General features: G+C 62.6%; 14 protein-coding genes. 11 read left to right on the top strand and 3 right to left on the bottom strand.

The window, feature by feature from the left end; translation table 11 throughout:
- The first annotated feature begins 53 nt into the window (after positions 1–53).
- The 6 genes from IB267_RS06915 (at position 54) to IB267_RS06890 (ending at position 8,645) form a co-directional block, all read left to right on the top strand.
- Complete coding sequence (locus IB267_RS06915; RefSeq protein WP_065374272.1) at positions 54–1,142, top strand: hypothetical protein; 1,089 nt, start codon at positions 54–56, stop codon at positions 1,140–1,142.
- 58 nt (positions 1,143–1,200) lie between these two features.
- A complete protein-coding gene (locus tag IB267_RS06910) occupies positions 1,201–2,349 on the top strand; it encodes a hypothetical protein (RefSeq protein ID WP_192446939.1) in 1,149 nt (382 codons plus the stop codon).
- Positions 2,350–2,351: 2 nt separating this feature from the next.
- Positions 2,352–4,268 (top strand): AAA family ATPase, encoded by a 1,917-nt coding sequence (locus IB267_RS06905; RefSeq protein WP_192446938.1) that lies wholly within the window; start codon positions 2,352–2,354, stop codon positions 4,266–4,268.
- A gap of 19 nt (positions 4,269–4,287) precedes the next feature.
- Positions 4,288–5,577 (top strand): DUF6638 family protein, encoded by a 1,290-nt coding sequence (locus IB267_RS06900; RefSeq protein ID WP_192446937.1) that lies wholly within the window; start codon positions 4,288–4,290, stop codon positions 5,575–5,577.
- A 3-nt stretch (positions 5,578–5,580) separates the two neighbouring features.
- The gene (locus IB267_RS06895) at positions 5,581–6,804 is read left to right on the top strand and encodes a DUF2333 family protein (RefSeq protein WP_192446936.1); all 1,224 of its coding nucleotides are present in this window, start codon (positions 5,581–5,583) and stop codon (positions 6,802–6,804) included.
- A 161-nt stretch (positions 6,805–6,965) separates the two neighbouring features.
- On the top strand, positions 6,966–8,645 hold the full coding sequence (locus IB267_RS06890; protein ID WP_192446935.1) for a formate--tetrahydrofolate ligase: 1,680 nt from the start codon (positions 6,966–6,968) through the stop codon (positions 8,643–8,645).
- Positions 8,646–8,729: 84 nt separating this feature from the next.
- Here IB267_RS06890 and IB267_RS06885 read toward each other — a convergent pair whose 3' ends face one another.
- A complete protein-coding gene (locus IB267_RS06885; RefSeq protein WP_192446934.1) occupies positions 8,730–9,239 on the bottom strand; it encodes a DUF1993 family protein in 510 nt (169 codons plus the stop codon).
- A 209-nt stretch (positions 9,240–9,448) separates the two neighbouring features.
- Here IB267_RS06885 and IB267_RS06880 point away from each other — a divergent pair, with 209 nt between their 5' ends.
- Positions 9,449–9,901, top strand: a complete 453-nt coding sequence (locus IB267_RS06880) for a thioesterase domain-containing protein (RefSeq protein WP_192446933.1) — start codon at positions 9,449–9,451, stop codon at positions 9,899–9,901.
- 19 nt (positions 9,902–9,920) lie between these two features.
- Here IB267_RS06880 and IB267_RS06875 read toward each other — a convergent pair whose 3' ends face one another.
- Positions 9,921–10,832, bottom strand: coding sequence for an extensin family protein (locus IB267_RS06875; RefSeq protein WP_192446932.1), 912 nt, complete (start codon positions 10,830–10,832; stop codon positions 9,921–9,923).
- A gap of 296 nt (positions 10,833–11,128) precedes the next feature.
- On the opposite strand from IB267_RS06875, the gene IB267_RS06870 reads away from it, so the two are divergent.
- The 3 genes from IB267_RS06870 to IB267_RS06860 all read left to right on the top strand — a co-directional run bounded on the left by IB267_RS06870 (position 11,129) and on the right by IB267_RS06860 (position 15,701).
- A complete protein-coding gene (locus IB267_RS06870) occupies positions 11,129–13,231 on the top strand; it encodes a TonB-dependent receptor domain-containing protein (RefSeq protein WP_192446931.1) in 2,103 nt (700 codons plus the stop codon).
- Positions 13,232–13,355: 124 nt separating this feature from the next.
- Positions 13,356–13,400: a trpE operon leader peptide TrpLE gene (trpLE, locus tag IB267_RS06865; RefSeq protein ID WP_178385070.1), complete on the top strand. Its 45-nt coding sequence runs from the start codon at positions 13,356–13,358 to the stop codon at positions 13,398–13,400.
- A 111-nt stretch (positions 13,401–13,511) separates the two neighbouring features.
- A complete protein-coding gene (locus tag IB267_RS06860) occupies positions 13,512–15,701 on the top strand; it encodes an anthranilate synthase (RefSeq protein ID WP_192446930.1) in 2,190 nt (729 codons plus the stop codon).
- Positions 15,702–15,789: 88 nt separating this feature from the next.
- Here the strand turns inward: IB267_RS06860 and IB267_RS06855 are convergent, their stop codons facing one another.
- The gene (locus IB267_RS06855) at positions 15,790–16,716 is read right to left on the bottom strand and encodes a LysR substrate-binding domain-containing protein (protein ID WP_192446929.1); all 927 of its coding nucleotides are present in this window, start codon (positions 16,714–16,716) and stop codon (positions 15,790–15,792) included.
- A gap of 119 nt (positions 16,717–16,835) precedes the next feature.
- Here IB267_RS06855 and IB267_RS06850 point away from each other — a divergent pair, with 119 nt between their 5' ends.
- The gene (locus tag IB267_RS06850; RefSeq protein ID WP_192446928.1) at positions 16,836–18,410 is read left to right on the top strand and encodes an MFS transporter; all 1,575 of its coding nucleotides are present in this window, start codon (positions 16,836–16,838) and stop codon (positions 18,408–18,410) included.
- The last annotated feature ends 17 nt before the right edge of the window (positions 18,411–18,427 follow it).

The raw sequence follows: 18,427 nt of genomic DNA, 5'->3' as shown, positions 1-18,427 counted from the left end.
GAATAATTCAGCCGGGCTGGCGGATATCGCCACGGTGGACCGAGGGGCAGGACATGGCGACTCTTCAGAATTTTGACGCGGAGATCGAAAAGACGAAGGGCGTTGTCGAACAGATGCGCGGCAAGCTCGAACAATCCGGCGTCGTGCTCGAACAGTTCGCCAAGGCCGAGACCAAGCTCGGCGACGTCAATTTCGACATCGAGAATGCCCGGATCCAGGACGTGATCAACCAGCAGAAGGTGATGGAAGCCAACATCGCCGACCTGATCATCGGCCTTGAGGACGCGACCAATGTCTTCGGCTCCGAATTCGAGAGCATGAAGAACTATACGGGCTACGAGAAGTTCATCGGCATCTTCTCCAAGCAGAAGATGCAGCGCATGCGCACCGACCGCGTGCGCAACATGTCGCTTGCCGGCAATCTGCAGGAACTGCTTTCCAAGTCCGACATGATCGTCGGCATCCTCAAGGAACAGAAGTCGATCCTCGACCAGCGCTACAAGACTTCTGAGCAGAGCCTGATCCAGGTGATCGAGCGCCGTAAAGGCACGATGGCGAACCTCGAAGAGGTGCAGAAGCGCATCGAGGAACTGAACCCGCTGCTGCTCGACATCGAAAACCGCATCGCCGCCTCGACCGAGCAGAAGGTGCGCACCGAGCTCGAGGGCGAGCGCTCGGCCCTTGCCACCGAATACAACGAGAAGCAGGCCAAGGAGCAGGAACTGCTTGCCGAGAGCCAGACGCTCGAACGCTACACCTCGATGTTCCAGACCTTCGTCGATTCGCTCAACAACCAGATCGCGGCGCAGAACACGCTGATCAACAAGCTGACGATCGATACCGAGCAGCGCATCGTGCTCTACAAGGCGCTGGAAGACTCGCTGAAGACGGCGGCCCAGCAGGACGTCGCCCACAAGATCAACACGCTCGGCAGCCAGGTCGACACGGCGGCCGAGGAAACGATGGCCGGCATCGGTGCCGCGGCCCAGCGCCACATCGGCGATCTCCTGGAAATGCATGAAAAGAACATGCTTTCGACGCAGGATATCCAGCGCCGCAAGAAGCTCGCCGACGACGCTTTCGCCCGCCGCTTCCAGGCTGTCATGGACAAGCACAACACTGCCAACTACGTGAAGCAGTGAACGGACGGCGCATGATCCGAACCGAGTTTTCCTTTCGGCGCGCGTCACGGGGATTTGCATGAAGGTCGCGGCTTCATCCGCTGTCGCACAGTATTTTGCGTCGATCCATGCGGCGCTCGCCGGGCTTGAGCTCTTTCTCGGCGATCGCAACTCGCCGCTCTATCGCAACACCGTCGTCGGTGAAGTGATTGTTCCCTATCTTGGTCGGCTGAAGGCCTCGATCGACTGCTGGGAGAACCGGATCGGCTTTGTCGACCAGTTCCGGATTTCGCGCGCCGAAAGCGGCTTTCCCGTCTTTCAGAACGTGCTCGAACTGGAGAACGATCGCCAGACGGCGATGAAGCGCCTTGCCGATATTCCTTCGGCCGATGCGCTGCGCGACGAGATGGTCGATTTCATCCTGAGGCAGAAGGCCTTTCCCGAAGCGTTGCAGACGCGCATGGCCGAGCGGCTCTATCTGGAGCAGATCGGCAAGGGCGAGATTTTTTCGCCTTTCATCCTGCCCGAGACCATCCGCGTTGCCGTCAATTCCAAGACGATGCGGCCCTATTACGTGGTGAGTTGGGGCGCCTTCGACGGGGCGAACACCCTGCCGATGGTCTATATGGCGACGATCGAGGATTCCTCGGAAAAGATCGTCGACATGCTGGTGACTGCCGATGGCAAGCTCAACCCGCAGGTGGAGATCCCGCTGCCGGTCGGCGGCCTGCTCAATCCGGATCTCGCCAGCCGTTTCGACGATTTTGCCTCGAAGAACAGCAGCTACTCACTGACGCCGGTGACGATAGCCACCAATCTCGACAAGGATTTCGAGGAACTACACCCAAAGCAGTTGCGCCGCATCGTGCTCGGGCCGTTCTATTCGGCCGGGATCACCGAGAACAATGCGCGCATCAACGATATCCTTTCCAAGGTACGCAAGACCGAGAATGCCTGGCTTTTGACCTGGACGGTGCAGGAGGTCTTCTCGAAATCGGAGCGACCGGCCAAGCGCGGCTTCTGGTCGTCGACCCCGGCACAGGAGGAATTCCACATCGATACCGCCAATCTGGAAGCGACGCGCATGGGGGTCTCCTCCTACGAGAAACACGCGCTGGTGCCGCATGACGCCTATCAGGCGCTCTATGCCGCCGGCGAGGCGGAACAGGTGTTCGGCGACTACAAGGTCCACGTCATTTCCGGCAACCAGGTCGTGAGCGAGGTTTGACGATGACACTCAATACGGGGCTGACGACGCTGCACGAGGACGACATCGCCAAGCATCAGGCGGTGGCGCAGGGGCTGGTGACCAAGCTCATCATCCTGGAGCGGGAAGATGCCGCCGCCGGCACCTCGCTTGCCGGCACCGGCCGTCGCTTCGTATCTACGGTTTCGACCGGCGGCCAGCGGCGCACCCGCGAGGTGGAGCTGACGAAGACGATCCAGGCGGTGCGCCAGGGCGATCCGATGTTTTCGCCGGCCCAGCACGCCGTGCTCTATCGCACGCGCCGCGGCGTCCAGGTGGCGCTGGCCGTCGCCGATGTCTTTGCGCGGCAGACGAGCCTCGAACAGATGCAGGCGAAGAACGCCACTTCGCCGCTTGGCGGGGAGGAGGCCAATCAGTTCAAGGCGCTGCTGTCGGCCTCTGCCTACGTCGCGGCCTTCACGCTTGCCGCCTATCTCGGCGCGACATTGGCAGGCGAGGGCGAGCCGGTTGACGACGCCATCGAGCCCGACTTCCTGTTCGACACGCCGCAGGACGCGCTGAAGAGCCTGATCTCGGCGCTCGATCGCGGCCTTGCCGGGGCGCCGGACGATCTGGCGCTGACCGCCCGGGCGCGCGCGTTTTCGCGGGTGGCGATCGAGGGGCTGATCGCCCGCAAGGCGCGCTTTACCGGGCTGCAGAGCTTCGAGAACGTGCATATTCGTCTCGACCAGGACGACTTCACGCTGAACGGTTTCGATGTGGCACCCGGCCAGAAGCGCAAACCGCTGGTCATGACCTTCAAGAAGCCCGAGGAAATCATCGGCAACCACATCGCCAAGTATCAGGCGCTGAAGCTTGCCAAGATGCTGATGGCCTACGATTTCGACCGGCAGATGAACCCGTTCGTCGAGCTGGGCGGCTTCCTCTTCACCTTCATCGGCGACGGCATGCCGGGCACCGGCAAGACGATCCTGATCCAGATGCTTGCCGGCATGCTCAACGATTATTGCGAGATCGCCGGTTACGCCTTCCACTACGAGAATTTCGGCGTCGACCAGATCTCCTCCTATCAGGGCAAGTCCGGCCAGAACTGCAAGGAGTTCGTCAACAACGTCATCAATCCGCGGGCGATCGGCTTCGGCACGATCGACGATGTCGACCAGGTGGCGGCGAAGCGCTCCGACGATCGCGCCTCTGCCGGCCAGCACGAGGTGACGGCGGTGCTGATGGAGAGCTTTGCCGGCGCCTCGACGGTGGTGCGCGGCAACTGCACCTTCGGCATGTTCTCGAACTATCCCGAAAATGTCGACGATGCGCTGCGCCAGCGCGCCGGCGCGCGTTGGCTGGTCGACGGGCCGCAGACCGAGGACGACTACATCGACATCTTCGCGCTGCTCGTCGGCAAGAACCACAAGATCCCGCTCGGCGAGCACCAGCTGTTCGAGGGGCAGGAGATCAAGCGCGCGGTTGCCCAGTCCTATGCCGAGCATGCGCGGCCAAAGGAGGATGGTCTCGTCGCCGTCTGGGAGCGCTACGAGAAGGAAAAGGGCGCGATCGGCTCGCTCGCCGATGTCGGCGCCTATCTGCACATGATCAAGGAGGCCGAGCCGCGCTTCACCGGCCGGGCGATCAAGAACATCACCGACGCGATCAAGCTTCGGGCGATGGACGTCGAGCTGCCGGACGACTGGTTCAGGGATGCCGGCTCCTTCATGCACAAGGGCTATGACGAGAAGAAAGCGATGATCGAGGCGCTGCGCGGCCCGATCACCATCGACATGGTGCTGCAGGAGATCAACCGCTACGCCGACAGCGAATTCCGCTACACCGACAAGTCGGACGATGCCGCCGTCACCGACATCATCCGCCGCGAGCGCCAGCGCGAAAAGGCGATCCGCGAGATCGAGGCGATGAAACGCGACGGCCGGTGGCAGGGGTGATGCTAGGAAAAACTGACAGATGAACCGCCTGCTTGAAGCCGAATTGATCTATGGACGGTTGCTCGATATTTCCGAGCCGCATCTGATCGCGCGCTACAACAAGGCGCTCGAAGGCTTCGGCCTGCGGCCAACGGCGCTGACGCAGTTCAGCATCGACATGACCGGGTTTTCGCCCGAGATCGCCGAGGAGCTGGGGGATCGCGACTATCTCGACCCGAACCGGGTCAACCGTCGTTTCATCATCATGACGCCGGAACAGGCGGAGCTGCCGTGCGTGCATACGAGTTTCTCCAATACCGCGGCGCTGATGCACGAGTTCTTCAACGCCAACAGCCGTGCGATCAACGCCATCACCATCAAGGATGCGCTCTATGGCGAGATCGAGGATTCGGTCTCGGTCGTAAACGACATTGACGATCTCTTGTCGATCAACGAGGTGCGTTTCCGGGTGCTGTCGGCCGAGGACATGCTCGGCAAGGCGGGCGAACTGCGTGGCCTTGTCGACCGCTTGAAGAAGGTGCCGACGGCCTGGGCCGACGACGAGATGCTGACGCGCATGGTCGAGCTTGCCAGGCAGACCGGCGACATCCGACAGAACGCACTGGTGCCGGATCAGCTCGTCTTCCGTCATGAGGCGTTCTGGGCCAACCATTTCGGCGGCGTCTACATCTTCCTCGACCACAAGACGACGACGGTCATCTGCGACCCCTCCGTGCCGGGCTTCCGCCGCTCGCGCCCCTGGCAGGTGAGCTACATCGCCGTCAACGATCACGCCCGGATCTACGACTTCCTCGCCTCGACCAAGCGGCTGCAACTGCCGCAGGCGTCTTGGGTCGAGGATTCCGGGCTTTATCAGCACCGCGCCGACATGGTGGTGCGTGGGTTGATCAACGAGAGCGACCCGACGGCCGATCTTGCCAATGCCGACCGGATCTGGCTGCAGACCTGGATGCACCGGTATGCAGCCGCGGTCGCGAAAGACGGCGCCTATCCCTTCCTGCAGGAGATGATCCGCACGGTCGCCGCGACCGGCACGATCAAGATGCAGGACGTGGCGCCGGCAAACCGCTTCATGCTGGTGCGCGCCGCACCCGCCCATCCGGACCAGTGGCTGGTCAACCGGCTGATATCCCAGCTCGTGCCCCGCGATTTCGTCTCGCGCTTCGTTTTCGACAAGCAGGGTTTCTACGACGCCTACGAGCGTTATAGCGAAAGCTTCAAGGCCTATGTTGTGGCGACGCTGACCGGCACATATTTGAAAGACAAGGCGGCCTTCCGCCACAAGCTTTACGGCCTCAGAGAGGAATAGGACATGTTCGACCCGATCGTTGCGTTTTTCCAGCGTGTCTTTACCGCGATCGGCCGCGGCATCGGGCTCGCCGTCGCCTGGTTGCTCTGGCCCTTCATCGCGATCGGCAACTGGTATCGTCAGCGCAGCTGGATCATCAAGGGACCGATCGGCATCGTCCTGCTCGGCCTGATCCTGTTTTACGGCTACTTCATCTGGCAGACCCAGGCCTGGACGAACTTCAACGAAGACTATGTCGATCGCTACAAGCTGGCCGAGCGCAAGGTGCCCGCCGGCTCGCCGATGAGCGGCCCCGGTACCACCTCGACAGGCCAATCGACGACTGGGGGCGCCAGCAATCTTGCGGGCGTGGCCACGCAGCCGATGGAATCGACGCCCGAGGCGCTGGCCGCCGTGCAGCTGCCGGCAGGCACCGTCTGCCAGACCTCGGCCATCGTCGATGTCACGGCTGATTTGATCGATTTCAACGTCAACGAGAACGCCTGGATCTCGTCGATGCTGCTTTACAAGCTCGGCTTCTTCGGGCTCGATTGGGACGATACGCCCTGGCTCGACAACAAGGCGTCGTTCCAGCGCGGGGTCAACCAGGCGATCCGCCGCACCTCGGTCGAGCTCGTCGATTCGCTCGGTCGCATGCGCGGCACCTCGGGCATCAACAACGCCCTGCAGAGCGCGCGCGGCAACATGCAGTTCGATGAAGAGACCTGGTATTTCGGGATCAATCCGTTCGGCCCGAAGACGCCGACCCCGAGCTTCTACCGGGCGGCGATGAAGGATCTGAGATCGTTCAACACCACGCTCAGCAAGTGCGAGGCGATCTTCGACGGCCGCTCGGACAACCTCGTCGAATTCCTCGACCGTGTCGCCAACGACCTCGGCAACACCTCGGCGATCCTGCGCGAGCGCTCCGAAAATCACAATGGCGGCTGGTTCGACACGCGCGCCGACGATCGCTTCTGGTTCGCCTATGGCCAGCTCTACGGCTATTACGGCATTCTCTCGGCAGCCGGCGCCGACTTCGACAACGTGGTTGCCCAGCGCGGCCTGTTGCCGATCTGGACGGAAACGATCAAGCAGCTGCGCGCGGCGCTCCGCATCCAGCCCTGGATCATCTCCAACGGCGAGGAAGCGGGCTGGATCATGCCGACGCATCTGGCGACCATGGGGTTCTATACGCTGAGGGTGCGCTCCAACATCGTCGAAATGCGCGACATTCTCGCCCGTTAAGGCAGACGACGAGGCGTCCGGTCGTTAACGCCGGCCGCCGCCGATCTTGAGTTAGCGGGATGTGGCGGAAGCCGCAGACACGTCTTCTCCTCCCGCTCCGGCATTGCGAACCGCGCTTTGGAAAGCGTGGACGAAAACCAGACCCTGGGAGGGGACATGTCATGACGGAGGTCAAGTCCGATATCGAGATTGCGCGCGCGGCGAAGAAGAAGCCGATCCTCGAGATCGGTGCGGCGCTTGGCATACCGGCAGAGGATCTGCTGCCCTATGGCCATGACAAGGCGAAGATCGGTGCCGATTTCATTGCCCGGCAGCGCGAAAAGAAGAACGGCCATCTGATCCTGGTGACGGCGATCAACCCGACGCCGGCCGGCGAGGGCAAGACGACGACGACCGTCGGCCTTGGCGACGGGCTCAACCGCATCGGCAAGAAGGCGATCGTCTGCATCCGCGAGGCCTCGCTCGGCCCCTGCTTTGGCGTCAAGGGCGGTGCGGCCGGCGGCGGCTATGCGCAGGTGGTGCCGATGGAGGACATGAACCTCCACTTCACCGGCGACTTTCACGCAATCACCTCGGCGCACAATCTGCTCGCGGCTTTGATCGACAATCACATCTACTGGGGCAACGAGCAGAACATCGATATCCGTCGCATTGCCTGGCGACGGGTGATGGACATGAACGACCGGGCGCTGCGCAGCATCGTCAGTTCGCTCGGCGGGGTCGCCAACGGCTATCCGCGCGAAACCGGTTTCGACATCACTGTTGCCTCCGAAGTGATGGCGATCCTCTGCCTGTCGATGGACCTGAAGGATCTGGAAAAGCGTCTCGGCAACATCATCATCGGCTATCGCCGCGACAAGAGCCCGGTCTTTGCCCGCGACATCAAGGCGGATGGGGCGATGACGGTGCTCTTGAAGGATGCGATGCAGCCGAACCTCGTGCAGACGCTCGAAAACAATCCGGCCTTTGTCCATGGCGGCCCCTTCGCCAATATCGCCCATGGCTGCAATTCGGTGGTCGCAACGACGACGGCGCTGAAGCTCGCCGACTATGTGGTGACCGAAGCCGGCTTCGGTGCCGATCTCGGTGCGGAAAAATTCTTCGACATCAAGTGCCGCAAGGCCGGCCTGAAACCCGATGCCGCGGTGCTGGTCGCGACGGTCAGGGCGATCAAGATGAATGGCGGCGTCAAGAAGGACGACCTTGGCCGCGAAAACCTGGAGGCGTTGCGCAAGGGCTGCGCGAATCTCGGCCGGCATGTGCAGAACGTCAAGAAATTCGGTGTTCCCGTCATCGTCGCGATCAACCACTTCACCTCCGATACCGCGGCCGAAGTGCAGGCGATCAAGGACTATGTGGCGACGCTCGGTGCTGAAGCCGTGCTTTGCCGCCATTGGGCCGAAGGCTCGGCCGGCATCGAGGAACTTGCGGTGAAGGTGGCGGCACTTGCCGAGGGCGGGCATTCGCAGTTCTCGCCGCTTTATCCTGACGACATGTCGCTCTTCCACAAGATCGAGACGATCGCCAAGGACATCTACCATGCAAGCGAAGTGATCGCCGACAAGTCGGTGCGCGACCAGCTGCGCAGCTGGGAGGATCAGGGCTACGGCCATTTGCCGATCTGCATGGCGAAGACGCAATATTCCTTCTCGACTGACCCGAACCTGCGCGGCGCGCCGACAGGCCATGCGGTGCCGATCCGCGAGGTGCGGCTGGCCGCCGGCGCCGGCTTCATCGTGGTCATCACCGGCGAGATCATGACAATGCCGGGCTTGCCGAAGGTGCCTTCGTCGGAAAAGATCTTCCTCAACGAGCAGGGCTATATCGAAGGGCTGTTCTAGGCGCTCTTGCCTGCCTGAAATACAATGCCGCGCATCCGGGTGGATGCGCGGCATTGCTGTGTCCGGGGTCTCCCGCGGCGGAAATCAGGCGGTAAGGCTGAGGAAGTCTGCCTTGCCGAGCGGCACGCCCTTGTAGCGAAGAATGTCGTAGGCGGTCGTCAGGTGGAAATAGAAGTTCGGCAGCACGAATTTCTGCAGGTATTCCTCACCCGTGAGCGTCACCTTCAGCGTCGGGAAATTGAGCACGACCTCGCGGCTGTCGCTGTCTTCGAGATCGACAGGGCGCACCGTTTCAAGGAAGGCGACGGACTTGGCGATGCGCTGGCGCAGTTCGTCAAACGTCTTTTCCTCGTCCGGGAACCGGGGCACTTCGATCGACGTCAGTCGGCCGACGAGACCCTTGCTCGTGTCGCTGACACGCTGCACCTGACCGGCAAGCGTCAGCATATCGGGCGCCAGCCGGGCGTTCACGAGATCATCCGTGGAGATGCCTTTTTCCCGGGCGAAAGCCTCTGCCTTGTCGAGCAGCCTGGTGAGGACACCAAGGCCGCGAACGAGTGCGGGAATGGAGAGTTGGTACATCGTCAATGCCATGACAGATTTCCTTGAGAAGGGGCGCAAAACGGGTGGATTTTCCTCGCGCCGTATTTGGGAGCAGGGGCGGGCTCCTGCAAGGCGCGCGGCCCGGTATCTTTTGGGCTATGGGAGGCTTGCGGGAGACGTTAGGACGCGGGCGCCTGTCTCTCGCCAGGACACATGGTCTCGTGCATTGATCGGCGCAGGAACGCATCAGGGACGTCACGATGACACCAGAGGAACTTCAGGCCTATCTTCATAACCACATCCCGCTGTCGGCGGCGATGCAGGTGCGGGTGGATGCGGTAGCGGACGATCACGTGCAGCTCTCGGCACCGCTTGCGCCCAACATCAACCACCGCGAAACGGTGTTCGGCGGCAGCGCCTCGGCGCTTGCGATCCTGTCGGCCTGGTCGCTGCTGCATGTGCGCTTGCGCCAAAGCGGGGTGGCGGCGCGGCTGGTGATCCAGAGCAACCGGATGGATTATCTGAAGCCGGTGGCCGGTGCCTTCTCCGCACGCTCGTCGCTGGCGGATGTCGGGCAATGGCCGGGCTTTCTGCGATTGCTCGAACGGCGGGGCAAGGCGCGGGCCGTGGTCGTTGCAGACCTCCTCGATGGCGACAGCGTGGCCGGTCGCTTCGAGGGCGAGTTCGTCGCCCTTGGCTACGGAAACGATTGAGGGCCGGCGAGCCGTTCTCCTAGCGGCAGTAGCGGTAGTCGTTGCGGCGTTCGATCACGTCGAGATGCAGGTGCGTCTCGTGGGCGGCGTCGCTGCCGGGGTCGAGCACGGTCTTGAAGTAGAGGCAGGCGGACGCAGTGACCGCGCGCTGGAAGGCACCGTCCATGGTGCCGTCCTCGTCGCGCGGCTGGATGGCGATCGTCGTGCCGTTGCTTAACGTGAAGGAGGCGATGTCGACGGCGTTGCCGTGCGCATGCTCGGATATCTTGCCCGTCGTCGCATTGTTGCGCAGGCGGCAGATATAGGTCGATGCCTGGTTCAGCGCCTTGATCTTGATTGTCTTGTCGAAGGCGACTTCCGCGGCCGGCTGGGCGGTCTCCTTGGTCCAGCGCGCCAGCGCCAGCGCGGTTTCGCAGCGCATCAGCCCCTTCGGCGCGAGCGTGACGCCGGGCAGAATGCCGGTGACCTCCAGCGGCTTGTCGATGCCGCAGCCCTTGCCGTCGTCGATGCGCTTGGCTTCGTCGAAGGTCGCGCCGATCGCCTTCAAATCGGCGACGCATTTTGCATAGTTGGCGGCATTCTCCGCCTCCACCGGCGGATAGACGATTGGCGCCGGTTTTTCTTCTTTCTTCTCGTCGGCGGGCTGGCCCTTTCCGTCCGTAGCGGGCTTCTGATCCCCAGCCGCGCCTTCACTCCCGTCCTTCGGCTTCGGCTCAGGCACAGCCTGATTGTCGATGGCCGGCGGCACCTTTGACGGATCGGCCTTGCCATCGTCCGTCGGCGTTGCCGGTTTTTCGTCGGGTGTTGGAACAGCCTCTTTCGTTTCCGCCTCGCTCGGCGGCTTCTTGAGCGGGACCGGTCCGGATTTCGGCAGGCTGGCGCCGGTGAGGATCAGGAGTGACAGCAGGATCAAGGGAAAAGAGCGACGCATCCGGGTCCTTTCGCATTGCCCCCGCAGCGGGGCCTGGAAGGGAGGGAACGCACGGAACCGGATCTGGTTTCACCCGGCCTTCGGCAAAAGCGTTGCAGTTTGGCAACGCCTCGAATTGGCGCGACCCCATAAATTGTGGGGACTGCCTTTGTATGTTGACAAGAACACTCATGTTTTTTATGCGGCTTAAATGAGGCGACGACATGTCGCGCCGCTTTAGAATCTACCGCCCAGCCAGCCCCTTGAGTTTGCCGCTCAACAGCAAGCCCGGCCTCCGAAAATCAAAGGATTGGTCCATGCTCACCCGGCATCGTCGCCTGGCTCTTTTGGCTTGCACGACAACTCTTGCAATTTCATTCGCTACCGTCGCATTCGCGCAAAGCGCGACAACCCAGGCTAAGTCGGAAGAGAAGGCCGAGGAGACAAATAAGGGCGAAACTTACCTCTCGCCGATCGTTGCCAAGGGCGGGCGCACCGCTGACCCCTATGCCAAGCCCGGCCCCGTCAGCGTCGTCACCTCGGACCAGATCGATCTGCAGTCGGGCCAGGAAACCGACGACCTTCTGCGCGGCGTTCCGGGAACGTCGACGGCAAACAATCCGCAGAACCCGGGTGTTGCTGTCAACATTCGTGGTTTTGAGGGGTCCGGCCGCGTCAACATGATGATCGACGGCGTTCGCCAGAACTTCCGGTTTACCGGTCACGAAGCCCAGGGCTTTGCCTATTTCGACCCGGCGTTCCTGTCCGAAATCGACGTGACGCGCGGCGCCGTCACCGGTGTCGGCGGTGGCGCGCTCGCCGGTTCCGTCAATTTCAAGACCTATGACGTCGAGGACCTGATCCAGGACGGCAAGAACTATGGCGGCATCGCATCCGCAACCTATGGCACGAACGGCGCCGGATGGTCGGAGTCGCTGATCGGTGCCTATCGTTTCAACGATGTCTTCTCGGTGCTTGGCGGTATCAGCAAGGCCGATCCCGGCAACTACGACAACGGCAACGGCGTTGAGGTCCCCTTCACCGAGGAGGATCTTCTCTCGGGCCTCTTGAAGTTTGAAGTGACGCCGGACAAGGATCACACGTTCAAGCTTACCGGGGTCACCTATGACAACGACTTCTTCGCGAACTCCTATTTCCAGAACGTGAAGAACCAGACGGTTTCGGCCAGCTACGCCTACACGCCGGACAACGAACTCATCGACTTCCGTGCCAATGCCTACTGGAACCGGCTGAAGATGAAGTACGACACCGACATTCGCGGCGGCGGCACGGCCGCCGGTCGTCGAATCACCGACACCGGCAAGGGCTTTGACATCTCGAACACCTCGCTGTTCGACCTTGGCGACGTTGCCGTGAAGGCGAACTACGGCGTCGAGTATTTCCGCGACGACTACGATGTCATCAACAGCACGGCCCGGCCGGGCGCCGGTGTCAACGGTAGCGGCACCAATGCCACCACCGGCGTCTTCAGCAACACGACTTTCACCTATGGCATGCTGGATCTGATGGCTGGCCTCAGGTGGGATCACTTCAGCCTCGATGGCTCCGGCGCTGTCGTTGCCGGTAACCCGATCGGCCTTCCGGCCGGGCCCTATACGGTCGACAAGTCCGATGGCCGCCTCAACCCGAGCGTCACGGTCGCGCTCAATCCGACGGACTGGTTCCAGCCCTACGTGACCTACGCGGAAACCTCGCGTTCGCCGACGGTCAACGAGACCTTTGCCGGCGGCACCCATCCGGGTCCTTCGGGCCAGTCGTTCTTCCCCAATCCATTCCTCGAGCCGGAAACGTCCAAGGGTTGGGAAATCGGTGCGAACTTCGCCTTCGACGGCCTGCTCGACTCGAGCGACAGCCTGCGGGTGAAGGCCAATTATTTCCATAACCGCATCGACAACTACATCACCGCCGTCCTGCTCAGCGGCGGTCGACAGATCTTCTTCGCCAACACCCCGGGCACGTCGACCGTCCAGGGCTTCGAACTGCAGGCGGCCTACGATGCCGGCTACGTATTCGGCGACCTTGCCTATACCTACACCGACAGCAAGCTGCCGAGCCAGGTCAACGGCTTCGGCGTCCAGAGCTACCTGCCTGAAAACATCATCAGCGCAACGCTCGGCGCACGTTTCCTCGAGGACCAGCGCCTTTCGGTCGGTACGCGTCTCTATGCCGTTTCGAACGCCTATGTCGGCGAGATCAATCGCACGCCGCCGAACGTGCCTGGCTACGGTCTGGTAGACCTTTTCGCCAACTACAAGTTCGAAAACGGCTTCGAGGTCACGGCCCAGGTCACGAACCTGTTCGACAAGACCTACACACCGTCGTCGAGCACGATCGCCGGCAGCACGATCGATACCGGCCGCGGCCGCACCTTCCTGGTCACGGCTAAGGCGAAGTTCTGATAGGATCAGATCAATTCCAGTCGGGCGGCTCTTCGGGGCCGCCTCCTTTTTTTGACGCAACCGTGACGATGCGCGCCGCTTTCCCGCTTGCGCATGGCAACAACCCAAGCTAACACTTTCGCCCATGGAAAACGCACGCAACATTTCGATCTGGTGGTGGGCTCGCTGAAGCGGCCTTGACCAGTCATGCGTGATTGAGAGATGAAGCCGCCCGGAGATTTCGAGGCGGCTTTTTTGTATCCAGGCCGCTCAAGGACCGGGCTTTTACGGAGCGAGGCGAATGGCAACGGTAATTCTCGAGGACGGCTCGGAGAGCTATACTACCAAGGGCGGCATCACGGTGACGCGCCGCCGGCGGGAGGCGTCCTATGGCCAGGCGATCGCGAGCTATGTGGACAAGCTCGACGAACGCCGCGGCGCAGTGTTCTCCTCCAACTACGAATATCCCGGCCGTTACACCCGGTGGGACACGGCTGTCGTCGATCCGCCGCTCGGTATCTCCTCCTTCGGCCGCGCGCTCTGGATCGAGGCCTATAACGGCCGCGGCGAAGTGCTGCTTGCGATCATCGCCGAGCACCTGAAGACCGTCGCCGACATCACGCTCGGCGCTTCTACCAGCCGCCGCCTGGATCTGACGATCAACGCACCGGATCGCGTCTTCACCGAAGAAGAGCGCTCCAAGATGCCGACGGTGTTCAGCGTCTTGCGCGCCGTCACCAACCTCTTCCATTCGGCCGAGGATGCGAGCCTCGGGCTCTACGGCGCTTTCGGCTACGACCTTGCCTTCCAGTTCGATGCGATCGACCTGAAGCTCAAGCGTCCCGACGACCAGCGCGACATGGTGCTGTTCCTGCCGGACGAGATCCTCGTCGTCGACCACTATGCGGCGAAGGCTTGGATCGACCGCTACGATTTCGCCAAGGACGGCAAGACCACCGAGGGCAAGGCGGAAGAGATCGCCAGCGAGCCCTTCAAGACCGTCGACACCATCCCGCCGCATGGCGACCATCACCCGGGCGAATATGCCGAGCTCGTCGTCAAGGCCAAGGAGAGCTTCCGCCGCGGCGACCTTTTCGAGGTGGTGCCAGGCCAGAAATTCTACGAGCGCTGCGAGAGCAAGCCGTCGGAAATTTCCAACCGGCTGAAGGCGATCAATCCGTCGCCCTATTCCTTCTTCATCAATCTCGGGAACCAGGAATATCTGGTCGGCGCGTCGCCGGAAATGTTCGTGCGCGTTTCGGGCCGCCGCATCGAGACCTGCCCGATCTCGGGCACGATCAAGCGCGGCGACGACCCGATCGCCGACAGCGAGCAGATCCTGAAGCTGCTCAACTCCAAGAAGGACGAATCCGAACTCACCATGTGCTCGGACGTCGACCGCAACGACAAGAGCCGCGTCTGCGTGCCGGGTTCCGTCAAGGTCATCGGCCGCCGGCAGATCGAGATGTATTCGCGCCTCATCCATACCGTTGATCATATCGAAGGTCGCCTGCGCGACGACATGGACGCCTTTGACGGGTTCCTCAGCCACGCCTGGGCCGTCACGGTCACCGGCGCGCCGAAACTCTGGGCCATGCGCTTCATCGAAAGCCATGAGAAGAGCCCGCGCGCATGGTATGGTGGCGCCATCGGCATGGTCGGCTTCAACGGCGACATGAACACGGGCCTGACGCTGCGCACGATCCGCATCAAGGACGGCATCGCCGAGGTCAGGGCAGGGGCGACGTTGCTTTACGATTCAAACCCGGAAGAAGAAGAAGCCGAAACCGAACTGAAGGCCTCCGCCATGATCGCTGCCATTCGCGACGCGAAATCCGCCAACGCCGGCAAGGCCGGGCGCGATGTCGCTGCCGTCGGCGCCGGCGTCAACATCCTACTCGTCGATCACGAGGACAGCTTCGTCCATACGCTCGCAAACTACTTCCGCCAGACGGGGGCGACCGTGACGACGGTGCGCTCGCCGGTCGCCGAAGAGATCTTTGACCGGGTGAAGCCGGATCTCGTGGTGCTATCGCCCGGACCGGGCAACCCCAAGGATTTCGACTGCAAGGCGACGATCAAGAAGGCGCGGGCGCGTGACCTGCCGATCTTCGGCGTCTGCCTCGGTCTGCAGGCGCTCGCCGAAGCCTATGGCGGCGATCTGCGCCAACTGGCGATCCCGATGCACGGCAAGCCGTCGCGCATCAGGGTGCTGGAGCCCGGCATCGTCTTTTCCGGTCTCGGCAAGGAAGTGACCGTCGGTCGCTACCATTCGATCTTTGCCGATCCGGCAAGCCTGCCTGCCGACTTCATGATCACCGCCGAAAGCGAAGACGGCACGATCATGGGCATCGAGCACACCAAGGAGCCGGTGGCTGCGGTGCAGTTCCATCCGGAATCGATCATGACGCTCGGCGGCGATGCCGGCATGCGGATGATCGAGAACGTCGTGGCGCATCTCGCCAAGCGCGCCAAGGTCAAGGCCGCCTGATTAGCCCGGCAATCCCCTATTCCGGGATGGAGCAGATGTTGACGAAGACAAGGTGCCGCTTCCACCGTGGAGGCGGCACTTTCTGTTCCTACTGTGCGGCCTGAATGGCCGGCACATTCTCGCAGCGATCGGCAAACAGTCGCTCGCTCAGAAAATCGACGAAGACGCGGACCTTGGGGGAGAGGTGACGGTTCGACGGCCACAGCAGGTGGAACTGTCCGGGCGCGTCGAGATGGGCGTCGAGCACTGTGTGCAGTCTGCCGTCGCGAAGATGGTGGCGGGCGAGAAAGTCCGGCAGGCATCCGATGCCGAGGCCGCTAAGCACGGCGCCGCCGAGCGCTTCCATGTTGTTGCAGTTGAGCACGGTCTTGAGGCGTGGCTCCTTTCCCTCAGGCGGCAGCGGGATCGGCCATTCCTGCAGCTTGCGGCTGTTGGGAAAGCGGAAACGAACCGCGTGGTGGCCATCGAGATCGCGCGGGCATTCGGGCGTGCCGTGTCGGTCGAGATAGGCGGGTGCCGCGCAAAGCAGAAGCTGGAAAGGCCTGAGCGCCCGGGTCATCAGCCGCGAATCCGGCAGCACGCCGCTGCGAATGGCGACATCCACTTCCTCGTCGATCAGATCGACGATGCGGTCGTTGAAGTCGAGATCGAGTTCGACTTCGGGGTAGCGCCGCACGAATTCCGGCAGCACGGGCAGCAACAGATGGTAGCTGACGATCGGCACGCTGACGCGCAGCCGTCCGCGCGGCACGGCCACCGCCTCGGCCAACGATGCCTCGGCGTCGTCGAGATCGTCGAGGATGCGGCGGCAACGCTCATGAAAGAGCCGGCCTTCCTCGGTCAACCTTATGCTTCTGGTCGAGCGCTGCAGCAGGCGGACGCCGAGCTCTCGTTCGAGATTGGTGACGGCCTTGCCGACCGCTGAAGCGGACAGGCCGAGCACGCGCCCGGCGGCAACGAAGCTGCCGAGATCGGCCGTGCGGACGAAGGCGGTCAAGCCGCTCAGGCGATCCATTGCTTTATGTCGAAACTATCCTGCATCCGTCAATCGATACCCCGCGACTGCCGAAATCAAGACGGAGGTCCGGCGGGCCTGCGCGGGTATCCCTTTTGCTCGAACGGATGGAACGGGGAATGAGAACCGAAAATCGAGAATCACGCGGGCGCCGTCTCGTGCTCCTTGCGGTCTGTTGCGCCGCGGCGGCAATGCCGCTCACCTTCACCGGACCGGCGGTGGCGCTGCCCTCGATCAGCCGCAGCCTTGGCGCCGACCCGATTGCCCTCAACTGGGTCACCAACGCCTTCATGCTGACCTTCGGCAGCTCGCTGATGGCGGCAGGCGCACTTGCCGACAGCTTCGGCCGCAAGCGTGTCTTCCTTAGCGGTCTTTCGGCTTTCCTGCTGTTTTCGGTCGCGCTCGCCTTTGCTCGCAATATCCTTTGGTTCGATATTCTGCGTGCCCTTCAGGGCATCGGGGCAGCCGCTGCCTTTTCCGGCGGCATGGCTTCCCTTGCGCAGGAGTTCGACGAGAGCGAGCGGCTACGGGCCTTCAGCCTGGTCGGCGCCAGCTTCGGTGTCGGCCTTGCCTTCGGGCCGATCGCATCGGGCCTGATGGTCGAGGCCTTCGGCTGGCCGGCGATCTTCGGTCTTGTGGTCGTGCTCGCTGGCCTGTCCCTGGCGCTCGGCGCGGTCTTCCTGCGGGAGACACGCGATCCGGATGCCGCCGGGCTCGACTGGAAGGGAGCGGCAAGCTTCACCGCGGCGCTCGCCTCGCTCACGTCAGGCATCCTGCAAGGCCCGGATAGCGGCTGGAGCCATCCGCTGGTGATCGCAATGCTTGCGGCAGCCGCGCTCTTCTTTCTGGCCTTCTGGCGGATCGAGCGTTCGGTGGCGCGGCCGATGCTGGACCTGACGCTGTTCCGCTACCCGCGTTTCGTCGGTGTGCAGTTGCTGGCGGCAGCCCCTGCCTATGGCTTCGTGGTGCTGCTCATCCTGCTTCCGGTCCGCTTCATCGGTATCGAAGGCATGAGCGCCGTTGAGGGCGGACGGATGATGATCGCCATGTCCGCGCCGCTTCTGATCCTGCCGATCGTAGCCGGGCTTTTGACACGCTGGTTCGCGCCGGCGGTCATTTGCGGCGTGGGCTTGATGCTCTCGGCGGCCGGGCTCTTCTGGCTCAGCCTGTTTCCGGCGGGGTCCGAGCCGGCTGCGCTGCTTGCACCGCTGCTGCTGATCGGCCTTGGCATCAGCCTGCCCTGGGGGCTGATGGACGGACTTGCCGTCAGCGTTGTGCCGAAGGAGCGGGCCGGTATGGCGACGGGCATCTTCAGCACCACGCGCGTGGCCGGGGAGGGTATTGCGCTTGCGATCGTGACCGCCACCCTTTCCGCGCTCACGGCCTGGAATCTGGGGCCGGAAGCTGGCGCCAATGCCGCGCCGATGGCGCAGCGCATCGTCACCGGCAACCTTGCGGCGGCGACGCGGCTTGCACCGGAGACATCGCACGCCGCGCTGCTGCAGGCCTATGGCGATGCGTTCAGCGTCCTGCTTCTGGTTTTGACCGGCATCACTGTCGCAACGGCGGCCGTCGTATTCTTCTTCATCGGCCGGGGCGACAAGGCTGTCGGTGACGCGGAGATCGAGGCCGGCGCGCTGCCTTTCGACGCGATTGCCTGCGGAGAGACCGGAACCGGCCGATCCAATCTTTGACAAGTGCCGCTTAATCC

Origin of the sequence: Ensifer sp. ENS09, assembly GCF_014852425.1 — a bacterium.
Taxonomy (GTDB): domain Bacteria; phylum Pseudomonadota; class Alphaproteobacteria; order Rhizobiales; family Rhizobiaceae; genus Ensifer.
The sequence above is the reverse complement of the archived record's forward strand: the minus strand, read 5'-3'. Positions and strand labels throughout refer to the sequence as shown.